Source organism: Micromonospora echinofusca, from assembly GCF_900091445.1.
Classification (GTDB): domain Bacteria; phylum Actinomycetota; class Actinomycetes; order Mycobacteriales; family Micromonosporaceae; genus Micromonospora; species Micromonospora echinofusca.
The window spans coordinates 5,733,807-5,749,145 of the sequence record NZ_LT607733.1; the positions used below are offsets into that span (position 1 = coordinate 5,733,807).

Consider the following 15,339-nt stretch of genomic DNA (forward strand, 5'->3'; position numbering starts at 1 on the left):
ACGAGGCGGTCGGCACCGCAGACAGCCACCGCGATGCGAGTAGTCGCACGAGCGGCTTCCGGTCCAGATTCCAGCTCGTGGGGTGGGGTCTGTGGCTGTCGTGTCCGGCTGTCGACGTGTCAGCATCGACGGAACGGCGGTGCGGGTGTTCGCGTCGGGAGGATCGGTGGGCAATCGCAAGCGCAGTGGCCGCCGGCAGCGGCGTCATGGCGTAGCCGGAGTACGCGCCGGTGAGCGCGGGTGGGGCGTCGTAGCGGTGTGACGTGAGATGTACGTCCAGCCGCTGTCGACCAGCCGTACGTACGCAATGCCGTGGGTTCGCCGGCATTGGACGCACCCGAACCGTCCCGGACGCCCGCCGATCAGCGACGACCTGCGGGACCTGGTCCTGCGGCTGGCCAGGGAGAATCCCGGCTGGGGGCACCGGCGCATCCAAGGTGAGCTCGTCGGGCTCGGCTATCGGGTCGGCGCCGGCACCATCCGTCGCATCCTCGTCGGCTCGAGGGCCGGTCCCGCCCCGCGCGAGATCGACACCAGTTGGCGAACGTTCCTGCGCGCTCAGGCAGCCGGGCTGCTGGCGACCGACTTCTTCCACATCGATACCGTCACGTTGCGGCGACTGTACGTGCTTTTCGTCATGGAGATCACGACCCGACGGGTACACATCCTCGGCGTCACCGAACACCCGACCGCTGCCTGGACCACCCAGCAGGCCCGCAACCAGGTGCTGGACCTCGGCGAGCGCATGACAGGGTTCCGGCTCCTGATCCGCGACCGCGACGCCAAGTTCACCGCGTCGTTCGACGCCGTGTTCGCCGCCGCGAGCATCGATGTGGTGAAGACACATGTGTGGGTGTGGGCGGCGGTCGCTCCGGTCTGTTCAGGTATCGAGGCCTGCGAGGTTGAGGCGCTCGAGCAGGCTGGGCTTGCGGGCGTGCACCGCCGTAGCCCTACCCGCCGGTTGCGAGGATATGGTAAAGAAGCCAAGCGTGCTGGGCCTAGCGTAGTAGGCTGACGGGCATGGGTCGGTTCTCCGAGGATGAGCTGCATGCGGTTGTCTCCAGGTACGAGGCGACGCGGGCGGAGGCGTTGACCGAGCGGGACGAGCAGCTGCGGGCGTTTCATGCGGCCGGCTGGCGGCCGGTGGACCTGCAGCGGGTCACCGGATACAGCCGGGAGACGATCCGTCAGGCGCTACGACCGGAAGTCCGGCGGGCGACCAACCTCAGCCGACGCAGGACTTCACCCCAGCCGCCGGCGGACTACCGGCCCTACGGTGACCGGAGGCCCTACGTAGTGGCCGAAACCCTTGCCGAACTGCACGGCCCGACCGAAGGCACGGTGACGCTTCCCCGTCATCTCGACTGGTCCGGGCACGCCGAGTACGACCTGAACCGGACCGCACGCATGGCCAGCATGTACAAGGTGGTGCTCACCGAAGCCAGTACGGTCGAGGACCTGAACACCTGGCTCGACGCCGACCTCCTCCGGCGGCTCTGGCCCACCCTCTGGCTGCCACCCCAGCTCCGCCAACGCTGGGAGGAAGCCTTTCCCGAACTCGCCGCAACCCGCAGCAACGCGGCATAGCGGTGGACCCCTTCCACGAACGCCTCGCCCGTACCGGGCTCGGGGCCGCCGATCGATACGGCTTCGCTCTGGCCGGCGGTTACGCGGTCCAGGCCGCCGGGCTTGTCGAGCGGCCCAGCGAGGACGTCGACCTGTTCACCGCCTGGGACCGCCGCAAGGAGTTCACCGCCGCGGTCACCGCCGTCGTGCACGCCTACCGAGACGACGGCCTGACCGTCGAGACCGAGCGGCAGTACGACACATTCGCCCGGCTGGCTGTCACCGACGGTGCGCGGATTTCCAAGGTCGAACTCGGCGTGGACTGGCGCGCCAACGAACCGATCCTCATGGCGATCGGACCGGTACTCCACCCTGACGACGCGGTCGCGAACAAGATGAGCGCACTCTACGGGCGAGCCTTCGCTCGTGACTTCATCGACATCGACGCCACGCTCCGATCCGGCCGCTACACCCGCGAAGCCCTCCTCGCCCTCGCGCAGAGCGCCGACCGTGGTTTCGACCGGCGCGTCTTCGCCGACGCTCTCGGACAAGCCGCCCTGCTCGATCCTGACGACTTCGCCCAGTACGGCGTCGCCGGCCGAGGGCTGGACGATCTCCGTAGCCGATTCGCCGAATGGCGCCGTGAACTGCTCGGCGAGGAGGAACCCGCTCGACCTGACGGCTCCGTCAGCTGACCTCCCGGCGCTCAGTTGCCGCCCGGACGGCGTCCTGCGCTCGTGGTCTACCGATGCATGCACCAAGAAGTCCGCCGCAGCCAAGGATGGCTCCACTCTCAGCTCGCGGCAGCGACAAGCCTGCACTCGCAGGACCCATAACGCTCCAGCTGATCTTCGGCAAACGATCGCAGCAAGGCCGCTAAGCGACCGGCACGCACAGGTCGAAAACGAAAAGCCGCAGGTCATTAGCCTGCGGACACAAACGGAGCGTCGGGTTAGGAAACCGATGCTCTATCCCCTGAGCTACGAGGGCGCGAGGGCCTAGTCTAGCGACCTGGGGGTTCACCTGGGGTGGCAGGGAGTGCCCCACGTTCACCCACGTCACCCACACCCTCGTTCTCCCAGCCCAGGACCACACCCCGAGCACACGCACCCCGGTTTGCGACCGGCGGTCGGCCACGGTGACCCGCGCTGGCACCGGTTCACCCGGGTTGGCATCCGCTGGAGAGCACACACCGCGCATATCATTGAAGATTAATGATGTTCCGTCCGCATGCCTACCGTCGGCTCCGCCACCAGAGAAGCACGGAGCGCCCACCCCGGGGGCGCTCGGACCCACCGCGATTCTGACCATGACGGTCCCCCGGCGTCCGCTCATAGCCGCTGAGCGCGCATCAACGCGCACGGTCAGGCGGCCGTTCCCGGCCACTGGGCGACGAATGCTGCGCCGGGAATCCTGTCGTCGATGAGCAGACCGACGAACTCGTCGAGCATTACTTCGAGATCGCCGTAGCCGGTAAGTTCGTAGTGCTTGTTGACGATCCTGTCGTCAGCCAGGCGACCGTGTCCAAGTCCGCCTCGCCGCTGAGCCAGATCGTGACCTGAGCGAGCCACGCCGAAGACTCGAAGTCGGCGCTCACGACCGGCTTGCCGTAGTTCGGTTGGATCGGGCGAGCGTGCCAGCGAATCTCAAGCCGTGCCCAAGTCTCGGCACGGGCCGTAACCGCAACGGACAGCGCTTCGAGCGGAAACGTCACGCGCGCAACTATCGCACGCCGGGCCCTGGCCGCCGCTGACATTCTCATGTGCCGCCGACCGGGCGTCAGGGTGCGTCACCTGAGTGAGATCAGGTGACGCTCGCCTCCACCGGCGAGCACCGGAGGCACTACGCCCACGGTGGAATGTACCGGCTCACGTACTCGCGAGCACGAGGAAGCGGGTCGCGCCAATACTGGTTCGGCATACGGGAGTGGTGCTCCTCGCAGAACTCAGCGAGACTGACCGTGATCTTGACCCGCTCCAGCGGGCGGCCTTCGAACTCTGTGTTGACCGCCAGCAACTGCGACTCGGGATGCCAGCCTGAGTGGTCGAACGCCCAGCCGTCCCAGACCGCGTAAACGTGGAAGACCTGCCGCTCGCCGGCGAAGCGCACCGCCGCCATCCCGATCGACCGGTCCGCGTAGAACTCTCGGCATACCCAGGCGAGGACATGACACGCCCCGGCAGCGAAAAAAGCCTAATCTGTCCGCTCCCATGCGACGCGCTGGTCCGATCGCTCGATCTGCGTCCGACGAAACGTTCCCGCTGCTTCTGCCGTCATGACAGGGACGTTAGCCACTGGCCCGACGCAGTCGCTCATGCCGCGATGATGGCGCCCTGCGAGCCGCAGTCGACCCCCCGGGCAGCCGTCTTGCCGCTGCCGGAGCTGGTGCGATCGATGACCGGGTTCGGGGCTGCTGGTAGGGAATCGTTGCGTTCACGGCGGGGACCTTCCGGTGCCGATGGGTCGATGTGGCTGCGGGAGCAGTTTCGGGTTGGCCAGCGGCTTTGGGCCGGGAGTATCAGCCTGCTCCCGGTCGCGAACCGCCGCTGGTGGTGGCAGAGGTGTCGCGGTCGGTAGCCGCCAGCACGGCGTGGCGTCGAGCGACGGTTCAGACGAGCGGCGGGTTGGTTGTCGGCCTTCGTTGATTTGCGCGCAGGGCTCGCTTCGCTCACTGGGTGATGGGGCCGTCTACGCCGTAGTGGCTCCACCAGGTAGGCCGGTGTCTACGGAGTCTTCCCCCGACGCGGGTCAGCAGCAGCCAGTTGCCGTTCTGGACCAGCGCCGCGTCCTCCTGCCGGGCGGCCAACACACGGGCCACGGCCTTCATCATGTTCGGGATTCCCTTGTCGACCACGTCGTCTGCCCGCAGGGAGAAGTCGATGTCGACATACGTCTCCGGCTCCCACTCCCAGCGGGAACCGTTGTCGCCCTCGGCATCGAAATAGCCCTGGTTGCCCGAGTAGACGCTGAGCGCGTACCCGCGCGTCTCGTAGAGCCGAGCACTGAACAGCTGCGGGTTGGTGCCGCTCGGTCTCAGCCTCTCGGCGGTGTCCGCAGCCACAAGGTCGGCCACCTGTTCCAGGGGTAGGTCACCCGCCAGCGTCAGTCTGAACTCGACAGCCATCTCTGCGCTTTCCCTCAGTCTCGACGGACCATCTGCACGATCGCGCCATTCGGCGTCACCGCGACGAGTTCTTTCAATCTCTCGACGGGCCATTTGTCGAACTGTGTCCGCAGCGCCGCGAGGTCTCCGTGCCAGTCGTGCAGGTTCAGCACCACACGTTGGGTCTGCTCCTTGTCGACCTTGGCGCGGACCTCGCTCCAGACACCCCGTACCGGCTTGCCAAGAGTAGGCGAATAGCAATCGAACACATGACCCTCGATCAGGTAATCCGGGTCTTTGTTCGGATTGCCCGAGTCGCCGGTACGGAGCCGGGCACCGGCGATCTCCTGCCTGGTGGGGTTCTGGTGGACCCGGTAGCTCTTGCCGGCGACTATATCGGCGCATTCGTTCTCGAGCTCCAACGGACGCCGCCCGTCGTCGTCCAACCGGGGTGGGATTCTGGTTCTCGGGCCGGTCGGTGACCCGCCCAGGACACCGGTCGGCTGCCTGGTCCACGGCGTGCCGTGGTCGTGGTCAGCGAGAGCTTCGTCGCCAGCAGCATGAAGTGCCGAAGGCGGATCACTGTGATCGAAAGGGGGAGGGCTGGCCGGTGGATGACCGCCAGCCCCCGTCGGTTTCCCGACGACCCCAACTGCCGCGCCTCCGCGATCGCCTCCTCGACAGCCTGCCTGGCACCGCCAGTACGTTGCACGAGCAGCACCAGGACCTGCTTGATGCCGTCCAGGGCCTGCAACAGCGGCCCGGGCTGCCCGCCCTGCAGGACCATGACAACGATCTGCTGCGCCTCACCGATCTGGGTGATGGCCCCGGCCGCAGCATCGCGAGCGGCGTCCACGGAGCTCCGCACAGGCGCCAACCCGGCGATCGTCTCCTGCGGACTGGCCTCGTTCGGCACTGCGGCGGCGGTATTCGTCGCCTCACCGATCGCACCGGCGAGACCTCCCAGGCCGTCCTGAACGCTCGTGATCGCGTTACGCACCCGCGCCACACCCGCCGCCACGGCGACGAAGCCCGCGCCCGCAGCCCGCAACGCCACCTCCTGCGCCTGACTGTCGGCGGCGGCCGCCAACCCCTGCGCGCGTTCGACCCCGGTCATCAACGCGCGGAACTCACCGGTGATTCTCTCGACCTGCGACACGTAGCCGGCATCTCCAATCGATGACAGTAGAAGTGCTCGACAGCCGAACCTACCGGGCTTTCTGCGGGGGCCACCAGATACCGGCAAGGGTCGGCACAGCAGACCAGAGCGGGGTGGATCTGAGTGAGTAGTCCCCGGATGCGGTTCGAGATCCGGGTGGCCTCGCCGGCCAGGTCGTCGTCGAAGCCGACCAGGACTTCCAACTCAGCCAGAGCCTCGTCGCCGACATCGACCCGCCGCAGCGTGTGCGGCAGGGCCCGGGCGGCATCAGCAATGACGTAGGCGTCGCGAGCGTCGGTCTTCGCCGCACCGGGGTGCAGGTCAGCGATACGGCGCATGGCCAGACCGGGCAGGTAGGCCACCTGATGCCCGCACGCCCGGGCGACCGCGATCGGCAGGGCGCCAATCGATGCCGGCTGGTCGACCACCACCAGAATCCGGCCATGCCGGGCCAGTTTGTCGAACAGCTGCCGCAGTCGGGCCTCGGTGTTCGGCAACGGCGCGTCGTGCAGCCGCTTGCCGTCCGGGGCCAACCCAACCGCGTGATGATCACCTTTACCGACGTCCAAGCCGAGGTAGACGCCGCATCCGTCGTTCACCACACCCGCCTCCACGCATCGATCCCGTGGCCTCGGCCGCTGGTCCAGGCGTCGGACGGCCGGCAGCCACGTTACGGAGAGACCTACCCCAACACGGGTGGCCGTGTCCCTATCAGCGGTCCGCCGACGCCACCCGCCCCGGCGACAACACCCCCCGGATCATGCAAGCGACAGGGGCAGGAAGTCATACCGGGCCGGGCAACCGAGGGTCCCGGCTGGGGACGATCAAAAAGGTAACGGGGGAGGCGTACGGCGTGACTGCCCATAACGGGGTCACCGCCAGCCGTTCCGCGACCAGCCCGATTCCTACGCCAACCGTCGCAGCAGCGGTTTGAATAGCGGTGTGCAGGTCAGCAAGGACGGGCGGAGTTGGCGCATCGGCGCCGCCGCCGACGTGGGCTGGATCGCCGGTCACACCACTGCCGGCGTCTCGATCACCACCGCCATCCCGCTGGTCTTCGACGCCTACGCCACCACCTACCAGGCCGACGACGTCACCGCCGCCGCCTACGAGCACGCCCTGGTCGAGGACCTCACCACGCACACCCCGGCCCAGCCGTGGTGGCTGGCGTACCTCGACACCGGCGCCCACGACGTCGTCTTCCCCCACGCCCCAAGGGTGTTCCTCTACTGGAACTGGCCGTACGTGCTGGTCCAGGCCGGCCCCGAGCAGGCCCTCACCTGGCGCACCGGCGGTCACATCCGCCACCCCCGCGGAGCGCTACCCGACCTGTTCTTCCCCGCCAACAGGTCATGGCTGGTCTCCGCACTCTGGGACGACACCTGGACCTGCATCGGCGGCCCAACACCACTGATCCACACCCTTCAACGCGACCCCGTGGCCAACGCCCGCCAGGTCCAACCCGACGAGGACGCGCTACCACCGGGGCTGACCCGCGAGTGACAACCCACGTCCCGGTGCAGCAGTCAGCTTCCAACGGCGGCTAGCCTCGCCACTTCTCGGCGGGTCGGCAGCCGCTGGTCGGTTTGCCGTAGATCCGCTTCCCGTCCGGGCCCGCGTAGCAGCGCTCCAGTTGGTCTTCGGCCTGAAACAGCGGGCGCCTGTCGATCTCTGTCCCATTGGCGTCGTAGCTGACCAGTCCAGGGGCGTTGCCGGCCTTGAGTTTGGCGTCGCTGGTCATCAGGCCGAACGCGCCTTCGGAGAGCCGGGCCGCGGTGGTGTGGCCGTCACCGTGGTCGAGTACGAGCCGGTGGACGCGTCGGCTGACCCGACCGCTGACGGTGACGTCACCGCCGTCGGACTCGGTGGAGGTCAGCAGCAGTCGCTGCACCGGCCCGGGCAGCCACTCACCGTGCGGCCACGGCTCGGTGGCGCCCCCGCCGGACTCCCGGGCCGTTCCCGCCCACTCCACGTCGCAGGTGGCGTAGCCAACGTCGTTCATGAACAACACCAGCGCGCGGTCACCCCGCTCGATGGCCACCGCCAGATCGGCCAGGGACACCGGGACGGGTCGCTCGCTCGGGTTCTGCCGGGTCTGCCGTTGCGGGGAGTTCCACCAGAGGCACCGCTCGGCCGCGTCCCGCAGCGTCGGCGACAACTCCCCGGCCCCCATGGCCAACACCTGCACGGGCGATCGGTCCGGCCGCTGCCACACCACCGCCGCGACACCGGACGCCACGGCCAGCAGCACCACCCCCGCCACGGCGGCTCGCAGTCGTGCCGTACGAGCCGGGCGCGGGCGCACAGAACCAAGGATCCGAGCCCGCATCGCGTGCCCCGCCTCCGGCGGCAGGTCCCGCTCCGCGGGCAGGTCGAGAATGTCGTTCACCGCGTCCCCTCCTGAATCTCCTCGGGCAACAGCCGCGCCAGGCGGCTGCGCGCCCGACTCACCCGGGACCGCACCGCCACCTCACTGATGCCCAACACCGCTGCCGCGTCCGGGTACGACACGCCGGACCACAGGCACAACGCCACCGCCTCCCGCTCCGCCGGCGACAAATGGCGGACCACCGAGAGGGCCTCGGCCATCCGCCGCTCGTCATCGAGCCGCGCGGCCACCTCGTCGGCGAGATCACCACCGATGTGCCGCTCCGCAGGCAGGCGCCGGAGCAGCGCCAGCCACCGGCGCGCCGACCGCCACTCGGAGCGGACCTCGTTGGTGGCGACGACCAGCAGCCACGGCAGCGCCGAGCCGTCCACCAGCCGGGCGTCGCGACGGCGACGCCACGCGACGAGGAACGTCGCCTGGGTGACGTCCTCGGCCGTCGACCACGACCCAGTCAGCCGGAACGCGTGGTTGTAGACCGGACGGGAGTACCGGTCGAAGAGCCGACCGAACGCCGACTCGTCACCGGCGGCGATCGAAGCCCACAGTTCCTCGTCCGACGGCCGTACCTGATGCCTCACACCCCACTATGACCGCCCACGCCGACTCTGTTGCAGATCACGGCGCACCTCTCGAACGAGAGCGGCGGACGGCCGGGGCGCGGAACCCGCCGTGCACGTATCCCGCCGCGCACCGAGCGCGAAGATCGTGGCCGCAGTCACTGGTCGATCGAGAACAAGACTCACTGGGTCCGCGACGTCACCTACGACGAAGACCGCAGCCAGATCCGCACCGGCACCGGACCGAAGTCATGGCCGCCCTACGCAACGCCGCGATCGGCGCCCTACCCCTGATCGGAGTCACCAACATTGCCGCCGCCGACCGACATCACGCCCGCGACAGCACCCGCCCGCTGGCACTGCTCGGGATCACCTGACGACTTTGCCGGGGCCTGGGTGCCGAGTGCCGCCGAGTGCGGTGCCGGCACAAAGCCAGCGTACGCACTTATTGAGCAAAGTCGGGTAGCCGACCGAGAATTCAACTGTCGGCAAGTACCCTCGGTTCATGTTCCTACGGTGGTCCGTAGTCATCACATTTTTTCTAGCTCTTCTGACCGCGACGGTGTTCGGATGGCGGTCCAACGGCATCGAGGGCACCAGTTGGATTTACGGTATTGCGGGTGGCTTTGTCACTCTGGCCGTCGCTACTCTAACTTTTTTACGCCCGCAGAAGCGGGACTTCCTGAGCGATAACACCAGCATTGACAATCTCCACCGACGGGCGGCCGCGCACATTGCACGCATAACCGCTGGCGGTGTGGACACCGGCAGGATCGATCCCCAAACTCGGATCCCCGTCCGACTGTCGGCTGTCGGCCCACCATCATCAGACCATTGGGAGAACATCACCGGACAGTCAAAGGAGCGATTGGACATCCTGCTCAGCAGCAGCACCGAACTACCCGCGACATATCGGAGGATCCCCACGGGAAGGTTGGTGATCCTGGGCGATTCCGGTTTCGGCAAATCGACCCTACTGCGGGCACTCGTGGAGGACATGCTGCGCCAGATCAACGACACGCCGTCCGACAGGACTCTCCCGAGTCTTCCCGTAATTCTCGACCTTCGGACCTGGAACACCGACGACACACCCTTTCGGGACTGGCTCATCGACGAGAGCTCGCGGGCTTATCCCGTGCTTGCCGCGAAAGATCCGTATACCGGGGACCGGCAAGCCGTGCTTCTGATGGACGAAGGCAGGCTGCTTCCCCTGCTCGACAACCTTGACCAGCTATCGCTGGGATCGGCGGCGGCCGCGCTGTCCAAGTTGCCACGCGATCCACTCGTCATTGCCAGCCAGAACTCGTTCTATCTCAAGGCCACCCGTAAGTGGCGGACGATCCCTGGAGCGGCGGTGCTGAAGGTCGAGCGTCCCGAAGCTCGTAAGGTATTCGAATACTTGCGGCGGGCTGGGCCCGCCGACGACGCGGGCCGGAGCCTTTGGGAACCCACCATCGCGCTCCTCGCCTCCAGTGAGGGACACAAGCAGTTTGGCCCGCTCATCAAGACACTGCAGATCCCGCTCTTCGCCTACCTTGCTGCCCTCACCTACATCGATGCGACGAGCAACCCGACACAATTGACAAAATTGCATAGACCCACCACCTCGGCCGTTAGAGCGCATCTGACCGACGCGGCTTTGGACGCCTTCGCAGCGGGCCAGCGCGCGCCCGAAATCGTCCGTGGCCGGTTGGCGCTACTAGCCCGTTTAGCTGCTAAGAACGATGACCGGATCGCGTGGTGGTCGCTGTCCAAGGAAGTCCCACGGTGGTTTCACTGGCTGGTCAACTTCCTGATCGTTGGTTTCCTCGCCGGGGCCACCACGGCGGCCACCTCGTACACCTCAGGAAACCCGTTTTTTCTGACGTTCATTGCGACCATCGTACAGTTCGGCCTCATCGTGACCCTGCTCTCCCGGTTCCGGTCGAAAACCGCTCCGGCGCCGCAGAGGCTGCACCTGAGGGTGACGGGACGACGGCGGCAGGTGGTTGGGTTCCTGGCAGTCGGCGCGCTCGCTGGCATATCCGTCACCCTGATCCTGACCGGACTGCTTGGCGCCGGCCCGGCGGCCCTCATCGGCTTCTCCACAGCGCTCACCACCGCACTGACCCCCCTAGTGAGCCGGAAGGTCGACGTCGAATATGTGTCGTCCCCTCGCCGCAGCCTGCGGTTCGAGCGGCAACTGGCCATCTTTCAAGCAACTGCTATAGGCCTTACCTCTGGCGCTTTCGTAGGACTTCGGTACAACTTTTTCGGCGGGATGGCCGGCTCCGGCATTGAGGCCGGGCTCACGCAGGGCCTGATCGGCGGTATAGGGATGTTCGTCGTCACAATCCTCTGCTCCATCTCAGTGCTCTCTATCTGGGGCGACTGGCTCAAGTTCCGAATGTTCACGGCACTGTCCAGTCGGCTTCCGTGGCGGCTCCTGCCGTTTCTTGAAGATGCCTGCGGTTACGGGATCCTTCGCCAGGCCGGGGCGTTCTACGAGTTCCGCCACCGGCACATATGCGACCGGCTCCTGGCCGGATGACTTGCCGCACTGCGGCGGCGAGCAGATCAACGGCACTGTCCAGCTCGCTGCGATCGGAGGGCGTCGGGCATGAGCGGTTCAAGTCGTTCACGTACGATCACTTCTTTTCCTGGGACACCCGCGTTCCGCGGCTCCGTGTCGTTCGATCATGGTGAACAGATCGGTCAGCTGCTCGTCGTCGCCGTACGCGTCGACAGTGGCCTCCTCGATCATCGCCCCCAGCGCGGCGATCACCTTCGATGCCATCGGCGGATGGATATCGGTCCGGTGTCGGCGTGTTCGGACCCGATACGCGCTCCCCGCCGAGTCCTACCGATCCATTTCCTGCCCCGAACCACGCTCAGTTGATCCGCAGCCATGACCGAACAATTGTCAACCGTTTCGCGTCGACCGGCATACACGCAGCAGAGGGCAGCGGTACGCGGTCCATTGCTGCCGGAACGCTGATACCTGTGCGGCATAAAAATACCTATGTGGTATCGGGCCGAGAGGAACGCACCGCCGGCCGTCGAGGTGCGCGCTCCGGAACTGGCAGCGAGGGTGTGGCGAGGTCAGGACGTGGCAGGGAGGAGGTCGTCAATCACGGCCGGTCAGGGGCAGCGCGGCGGTGGCGGCGATGCGGAGGATGGCCTCCTCCATCGAGGTGGTCTCGGGCAGGACGACTTCGTCGTCGTGGCCGAGGACGTCATGCGGGGCGTACCAGTCGCGCATGTTGTCCGCCGTGAACTCCGTGGCCTGCGGACGCATCTCGTGCCGGCGCAGGGTCTCGGGCAGGGACACGTCGAGATAGACGAACAGCGTCCGGCCGCGGTGGGCGTCGCGCAGTGCCGTGAGCATCCGCCCGTACCGGGGGGCGTACATGATTCCTTCGAGGATCACGTGGTAGCCGTGGTCGAGGGCCATGCGGACCGTCTGTTCGATGAGAGCGGGCGCGAGCCCGCCGGGCTTGTCCCGTTCCCGCAGCAGGACACGGCGTAGGTAGTCCTGCTCGACGAGGGCGCAGCCGCGGCCGTGCCGCAGCCGCAACTGTCGCGCGATGCTGCTCTTGCCTGCACCGGAGTTTCCCCGGATGCAGATCAGAATCGTGTCGGGGCTTCCGACCGGGATCACATCGTTCACGGCGGCGGCGCTCCGGTGACGGTCGGTATGGCTGCTGGACCGGTTGCCGGCGCGCGGGGGCACCGCCATCGACGGGTGGCCACGCGCACCTCGGGGCACTGCCTAGCGGTTGAGGTAGGCGGCCAGGCCGCCAAGCTCCTCGCTGGCGATGAACACCGACCGTACGTGGAGGATCGCCTCCTCGACGTGGGCGGGACAGCCCCACGCCGAGTCGCCCCACGAATCAGCAATCTTGATCTCGGCCACCTCCGCGCACCCCTGGGCGCCGCCGAGCTGGCAGCGTTCGGGGTGCGGCGTGGTGACCTGCGCGGCGGCGGCGGCACGCATCCGGGCGGCGAGTTCCGCGGCAGCGGCGGCGCGCTGCTCGGCCTCGGCGCGAAGTTCCCGCTCCGCGCGTACCGCTTTGGTCAGCTCGTCATGGGCGGCCTTGGCGCGTGCCTCGGCGGCCGTCTTCGCCTCTTCGATGTGGTGGCGTTCGATGGCCAGGGCGGCGGTGCCGGCGAAGACCCGGGTGAGGGCGAGGTCGGTGTCCTGCGGGACGCGCGGGGTGCGGTGGTACATGGCGAAGGTGCCCAGCAGGCTGCCGTCGCGGGCCAGGATCGGCGTGGACCAGCAGGCAGCCAGCCCTGCCCGCTCGGCCAGGCCGCGGAACTCCACCCAGAACGGGTCGGTGGCGATGTCGGTGACGATGACCGGTTCCCGCCGGTGGGCGGCGGTGCCGCAGGACCCGACGCCTTCGCCGGTGGCGATCCCGTCGATGGCCTGGTTGTAGAAGTCGGGCAGGCTGGGAGCGGCGCCGTGGCGTAGGTGCCGGCCGTCAGGATCGGCGAGCAGGACGGAGACGAGTACCTCCCGGGGCGCGAGGTTCTCGATGCAGCGGGCCATCCCGTCGAGCACCTCGGTCAGGGGCGCCTGGCGGGCGATCTGCTCCAGCAGGGCACGGTGTTCGGCCATCAGCCGCTGGGCGTGCTTGACCTGCGTGGTCTCCACGCCGATCACGCGTATCCCGGTCACGGTGCCGTCGGCGTCCCGGCGCGGCTCGTACGTGAAGTCGAAGAATGCCTCTCGCGCGTGCGGACCGACGCCCAGCACGACCCGGGCGTCCCGGCCGGTGTAGGGCTCGCCCGTACGATAGACCTCGTCCAGGAGAGCGATGAACCCCTGACCGGCGAGTTCGGGCATCAGCTCGGCGATCGCGACCCCGGTACGCGCCCGCTCCTGACCGATCGCGGCGAAGAACGCCGGGTTCGCCGTCTCCACCAGGTGCGCCGGCCCGGCCAGCGCGGCGAAGACGGCGATGGACTGCCCGAACAGGGCACGCACGTCCTCCTGGGCCGCTTGCCCGGCAACCGCCTGATCCGCAGCGATGGCCCGGTGCCGTGGTACCGCCGTCATGTATGCCTTCCCTCACCCGTGCATCACGTCGACGAGTGGGGGTTCGTCAACGGTGAGGCCGCAAGGATACGGGCAAGGCGGCGCGATCGCCGAGCGGCACGTCCGGCGTGACGAGCCGGCTGGCGCGGCGGCGCGGGACGCCGATGGGCCGCCGGGGCTTCGTCGCGCCCCGGCGGCCCGTCTTGTCAGCGGATCGTCAGCCGTTGTTGTCGATGAGGCTGGCGATCTGGTTGTAGATCAGGTGGGCCTTCGCGCCCTGGTTCGACGGGCAGCCGCCGAGGTGGTGCAGGGCGATGACCCGGTGGCTGGAGTTCAGCACGGGCGAGCCCGAGTTGCCGCCGGAGGTGTCGCAGCTGTAGCTGATGTTCCAGCTGTTGTAGTTCGCGTTCTTGACGGTGCACGCCGCGCCGTTCTGGGTGTCCTCGAAGATCGAGAGACGCTTGGGCCTGCCGTCGCCGTGGCCCGGGATGTACATCCGGGTGCCGGTGCTGGTGGCGGTCGTCGCCAGGTAGAGCGTGCCGAAGCTCTGGATGCTGGTGAAGTTGTTCACCGAGTACAGGGCGTAGTCCAGTTCACCGGATCCACCACTGCTCACCTTGTAGAGCGTCGCCCCGCTCACCTTGGTGCCGGCGCCGGGGTTGTTGCCGCCGCAGGTGGCGCACTGGTAGTTGAACTGCATCTCGCTGCCGCTGACGGCGGACTGCGTGGAGAAGCAGTGCTTGTTGGTCAGCATGCGGTTGGTGTTGCCGACCCGCCAGGTGGTGCACATGCCGCCGCCGCTGATCAACAGCCGCGCCACGGCCCTGCCACGGGCGTACTCCGTGGGGTGGCTGTTCTGGTAGCAGACGACGTCGCGGCGGGCGTCGGTGCTGCACACCGACTGCGTGGAGAAGTTGTGCTGCGCGATCTCGGTGCGGTCGTAGCCGCGCCAGAACCGGTCGATGGTCGCGACGTTGCCGCGGGAGGCGCGGCTGCTGTGCAGCGTCACCACCGCCGTGTCGCCGTCGACCGACATGGCCCAGAAGCCCGGCTGCCCGTCCGTCGTGTAGTCCGAGCCGGTCGCCCGGTTCAGGTAGCGGTCGTACCGGTAGCTCTCGCGGCCGTCCGGGCTCGACACGGTGACGTAGTCGCCGTGGGCGAGCCGCAGCGCGCTGAAGTGCACCTTCACGTACGACGCGCCGGGGTGCCGGATGACCTGCGTGCGGCCGTCGCTGGCGGAGGAGAGCGCGCCGTCGACGGTACGGAGCTCACCGACCGTGGTGACGCCCTCCGCCTGGAACTGCTCCGACTCGGGTGCCCGCTGGGACTGCGGCGCGACGGGCTGAACCGCGTACGCCTCGGCGGCGGGTACCGACATGACGCTCAGCCCGAGCGTGCAGGCGCCGAGTGCGACCGCCGCCGTTCGCAGGCGGCGTAGGGCAAGTTTCATCGTCGCTCCCTCCGAGAGACCAGCACTGGACGTGCTTCCCGTCTTCATACACGAGGATGAGCAGACATGTAAATATGTCGATGGCTTCCCAC

General features: G+C 67.7%; 15 protein-coding genes and 3 pseudogenes. 6 read left to right on the forward strand and 12 right to left on the reverse strand.

All coding sequences use genetic code 11. From position 1 onward, the window contains the following. Nucleotides 1–268 precede the first annotated feature (268 nt). From GA0070610_RS24525 to GA0070610_RS24535, 3 genes are read left to right on the forward strand one after another with little or no spacing between them, the layout of a single operon-like run. The gene (locus GA0070610_RS24525; protein ID WP_089002228.1) at nt 269–1,015 is read left to right on the forward strand and encodes a helix-turn-helix domain-containing protein; all 747 of its coding nucleotides are present in this window, start codon (nt 269–271) and stop codon (nt 1,013–1,015) included. 5 nt (nt 1,016–1,020) lie between these two features. Then, nucleotides 1,021–1,587 carry a hypothetical protein gene (locus tag GA0070610_RS24530; RefSeq protein WP_089002229.1) on the forward strand — a complete coding sequence of 189 codons (567 nt, stop codon included), beginning with the start codon at nt 1,021–1,023 and terminating at the stop codon, nt 1,585–1,587. 2 nt (nt 1,588–1,589) lie between these two features. Continuing rightward, complete coding sequence (locus GA0070610_RS24535) at nt 1,590–2,261, forward strand: nucleotidyl transferase AbiEii/AbiGii toxin family protein (RefSeq protein ID WP_089002230.1); 672 nt, start codon at nt 1,590–1,592, stop codon at nt 2,259–2,261. Between the two features lie 669 nt (nt 2,262–2,930). Here GA0070610_RS24535 and GA0070610_RS30700 read toward each other — a convergent pair. The 6 genes and pseudogenes from GA0070610_RS30700 to GA0070610_RS24560 form a co-directional block, all read right to left on the reverse strand. Next, a complete protein-coding gene (locus GA0070610_RS30700) occupies nt 2,931–3,137 on the reverse strand; it encodes a hypothetical protein (RefSeq protein WP_157747223.1) in 207 nt (68 codons plus the stop codon). Nucleotides 3,138–3,408: 271 nt separating this feature from the next. Continuing rightward, complete coding sequence (locus GA0070610_RS31565) at nt 3,409–3,675, reverse strand: hypothetical protein (RefSeq protein WP_231925796.1); 267 nt, start codon at nt 3,673–3,675, stop codon at nt 3,409–3,411. A 559-nt stretch (nt 3,676–4,234) separates the two neighbouring features. Continuing rightward, on the reverse strand, nt 4,235–4,690 hold the full coding sequence (locus GA0070610_RS24545; protein WP_089002231.1) for a SitI3 family protein: 456 nt from the start codon (nt 4,688–4,690) through the stop codon (nt 4,235–4,237). A 14-nt stretch (nt 4,691–4,704) separates the two neighbouring features. Further along, entirely contained in the window at nt 4,705–5,115 is a 411-nt protein-coding gene (locus tag GA0070610_RS24550) for a CdiA C-terminal domain-containing protein (RefSeq protein WP_089002232.1), read from the reverse strand. 188 nt (nt 5,116–5,303) lie between these two features. Next, nucleotides 5,304–5,828 (reverse strand): annotated as a pseudogene (locus GA0070610_RS24555) (DUF6244 family protein); the annotation flags it as partial. Between the two features lie 104 nt (nt 5,829–5,932). Next, nucleotides 5,933–6,427, reverse strand: a pseudogene (locus GA0070610_RS24560) (IS110 family transposase); the annotation flags it as partial. A gap of 343 nt (nt 6,428–6,770) precedes the next feature. On the opposite strand from GA0070610_RS24560, the gene GA0070610_RS30980 reads away from it, so the two are divergent. Beyond that, nucleotides 6,771–7,331, forward strand: coding sequence for a hypothetical protein (locus tag GA0070610_RS30980; RefSeq protein WP_172896587.1), 561 nt, complete (start codon nt 6,771–6,773; stop codon nt 7,329–7,331). Between the two features lie 40 nt (nt 7,332–7,371). Here the strand turns inward: GA0070610_RS30980 and GA0070610_RS24575 are convergent, their stop codons facing one another. Next, on the reverse strand, nt 7,372–8,217 hold the full coding sequence (locus GA0070610_RS24575) for a hypothetical protein (RefSeq protein ID WP_089002234.1): 846 nt from the start codon (nt 8,215–8,217) through the stop codon (nt 7,372–7,374). Further along, complete coding sequence (locus GA0070610_RS24580) at nt 8,214–8,795, reverse strand: RNA polymerase sigma factor (RefSeq protein ID WP_089002235.1); 582 nt, start codon at nt 8,793–8,795, stop codon at nt 8,214–8,216. Before GA0070610_RS24580 ends, GA0070610_RS24575 begins: the two co-directional genes overlap by 4 nt. 230 nt (nt 8,796–9,025) lie before the next feature. On the opposite strand from GA0070610_RS24580, the gene GA0070610_RS31735 reads away from it, so the two are divergent. Together GA0070610_RS31735 and GA0070610_RS24585 are read left to right on the forward strand one after the other, a co-directional pair. Further along, entirely contained in the window at nt 9,026–9,151 is a 126-nt protein-coding gene (locus tag GA0070610_RS31735; RefSeq protein WP_269458889.1) for a hypothetical protein, read from the forward strand. A gap of 128 nt (nt 9,152–9,279) precedes the next feature. After that, nucleotides 9,280–11,304 (forward strand): NACHT domain-containing protein, encoded by a 2,025-nt coding sequence (locus GA0070610_RS24585; protein WP_157747224.1) that lies wholly within the window; start codon nt 9,280–9,282, stop codon nt 11,302–11,304. 87 nt (nt 11,305–11,391) lie between these two features. Here the strand turns inward: GA0070610_RS24585 and GA0070610_RS30705 are convergent, their stop codons facing one another. From GA0070610_RS30705 to GA0070610_RS24600, 4 genes and pseudogenes are all read right to left on the reverse strand, one after another. Continuing rightward, the gene (locus GA0070610_RS30705; RefSeq protein WP_157747225.1) at nt 11,392–11,550 is read right to left on the reverse strand and encodes a hypothetical protein; all 159 of its coding nucleotides are present in this window, start codon (nt 11,548–11,550) and stop codon (nt 11,392–11,394) included. 305 nt (nt 11,551–11,855) lie between these two features. Continuing rightward, a pseudogene (locus GA0070610_RS24590) lies at nt 11,856–12,375 on the reverse strand (kinase). Nucleotides 12,376–12,525: 150 nt separating this feature from the next. Continuing rightward, the gene (locus tag GA0070610_RS24595) at nt 12,526–13,746 is read right to left on the reverse strand and encodes a GAF domain-containing protein (RefSeq protein WP_231925797.1); all 1,221 of its coding nucleotides are present in this window, start codon (nt 13,744–13,746) and stop codon (nt 12,526–12,528) included. Between the two features lie 268 nt (nt 13,747–14,014). After that, on the reverse strand, nt 14,015–15,247 hold the full coding sequence (locus tag GA0070610_RS24600; protein ID WP_089002239.1) for a trypsin-like serine peptidase: 1,233 nt from the start codon (nt 15,245–15,247) through the stop codon (nt 14,015–14,017). Nucleotides 15,248–15,339 lie beyond the last annotated feature (92 nt).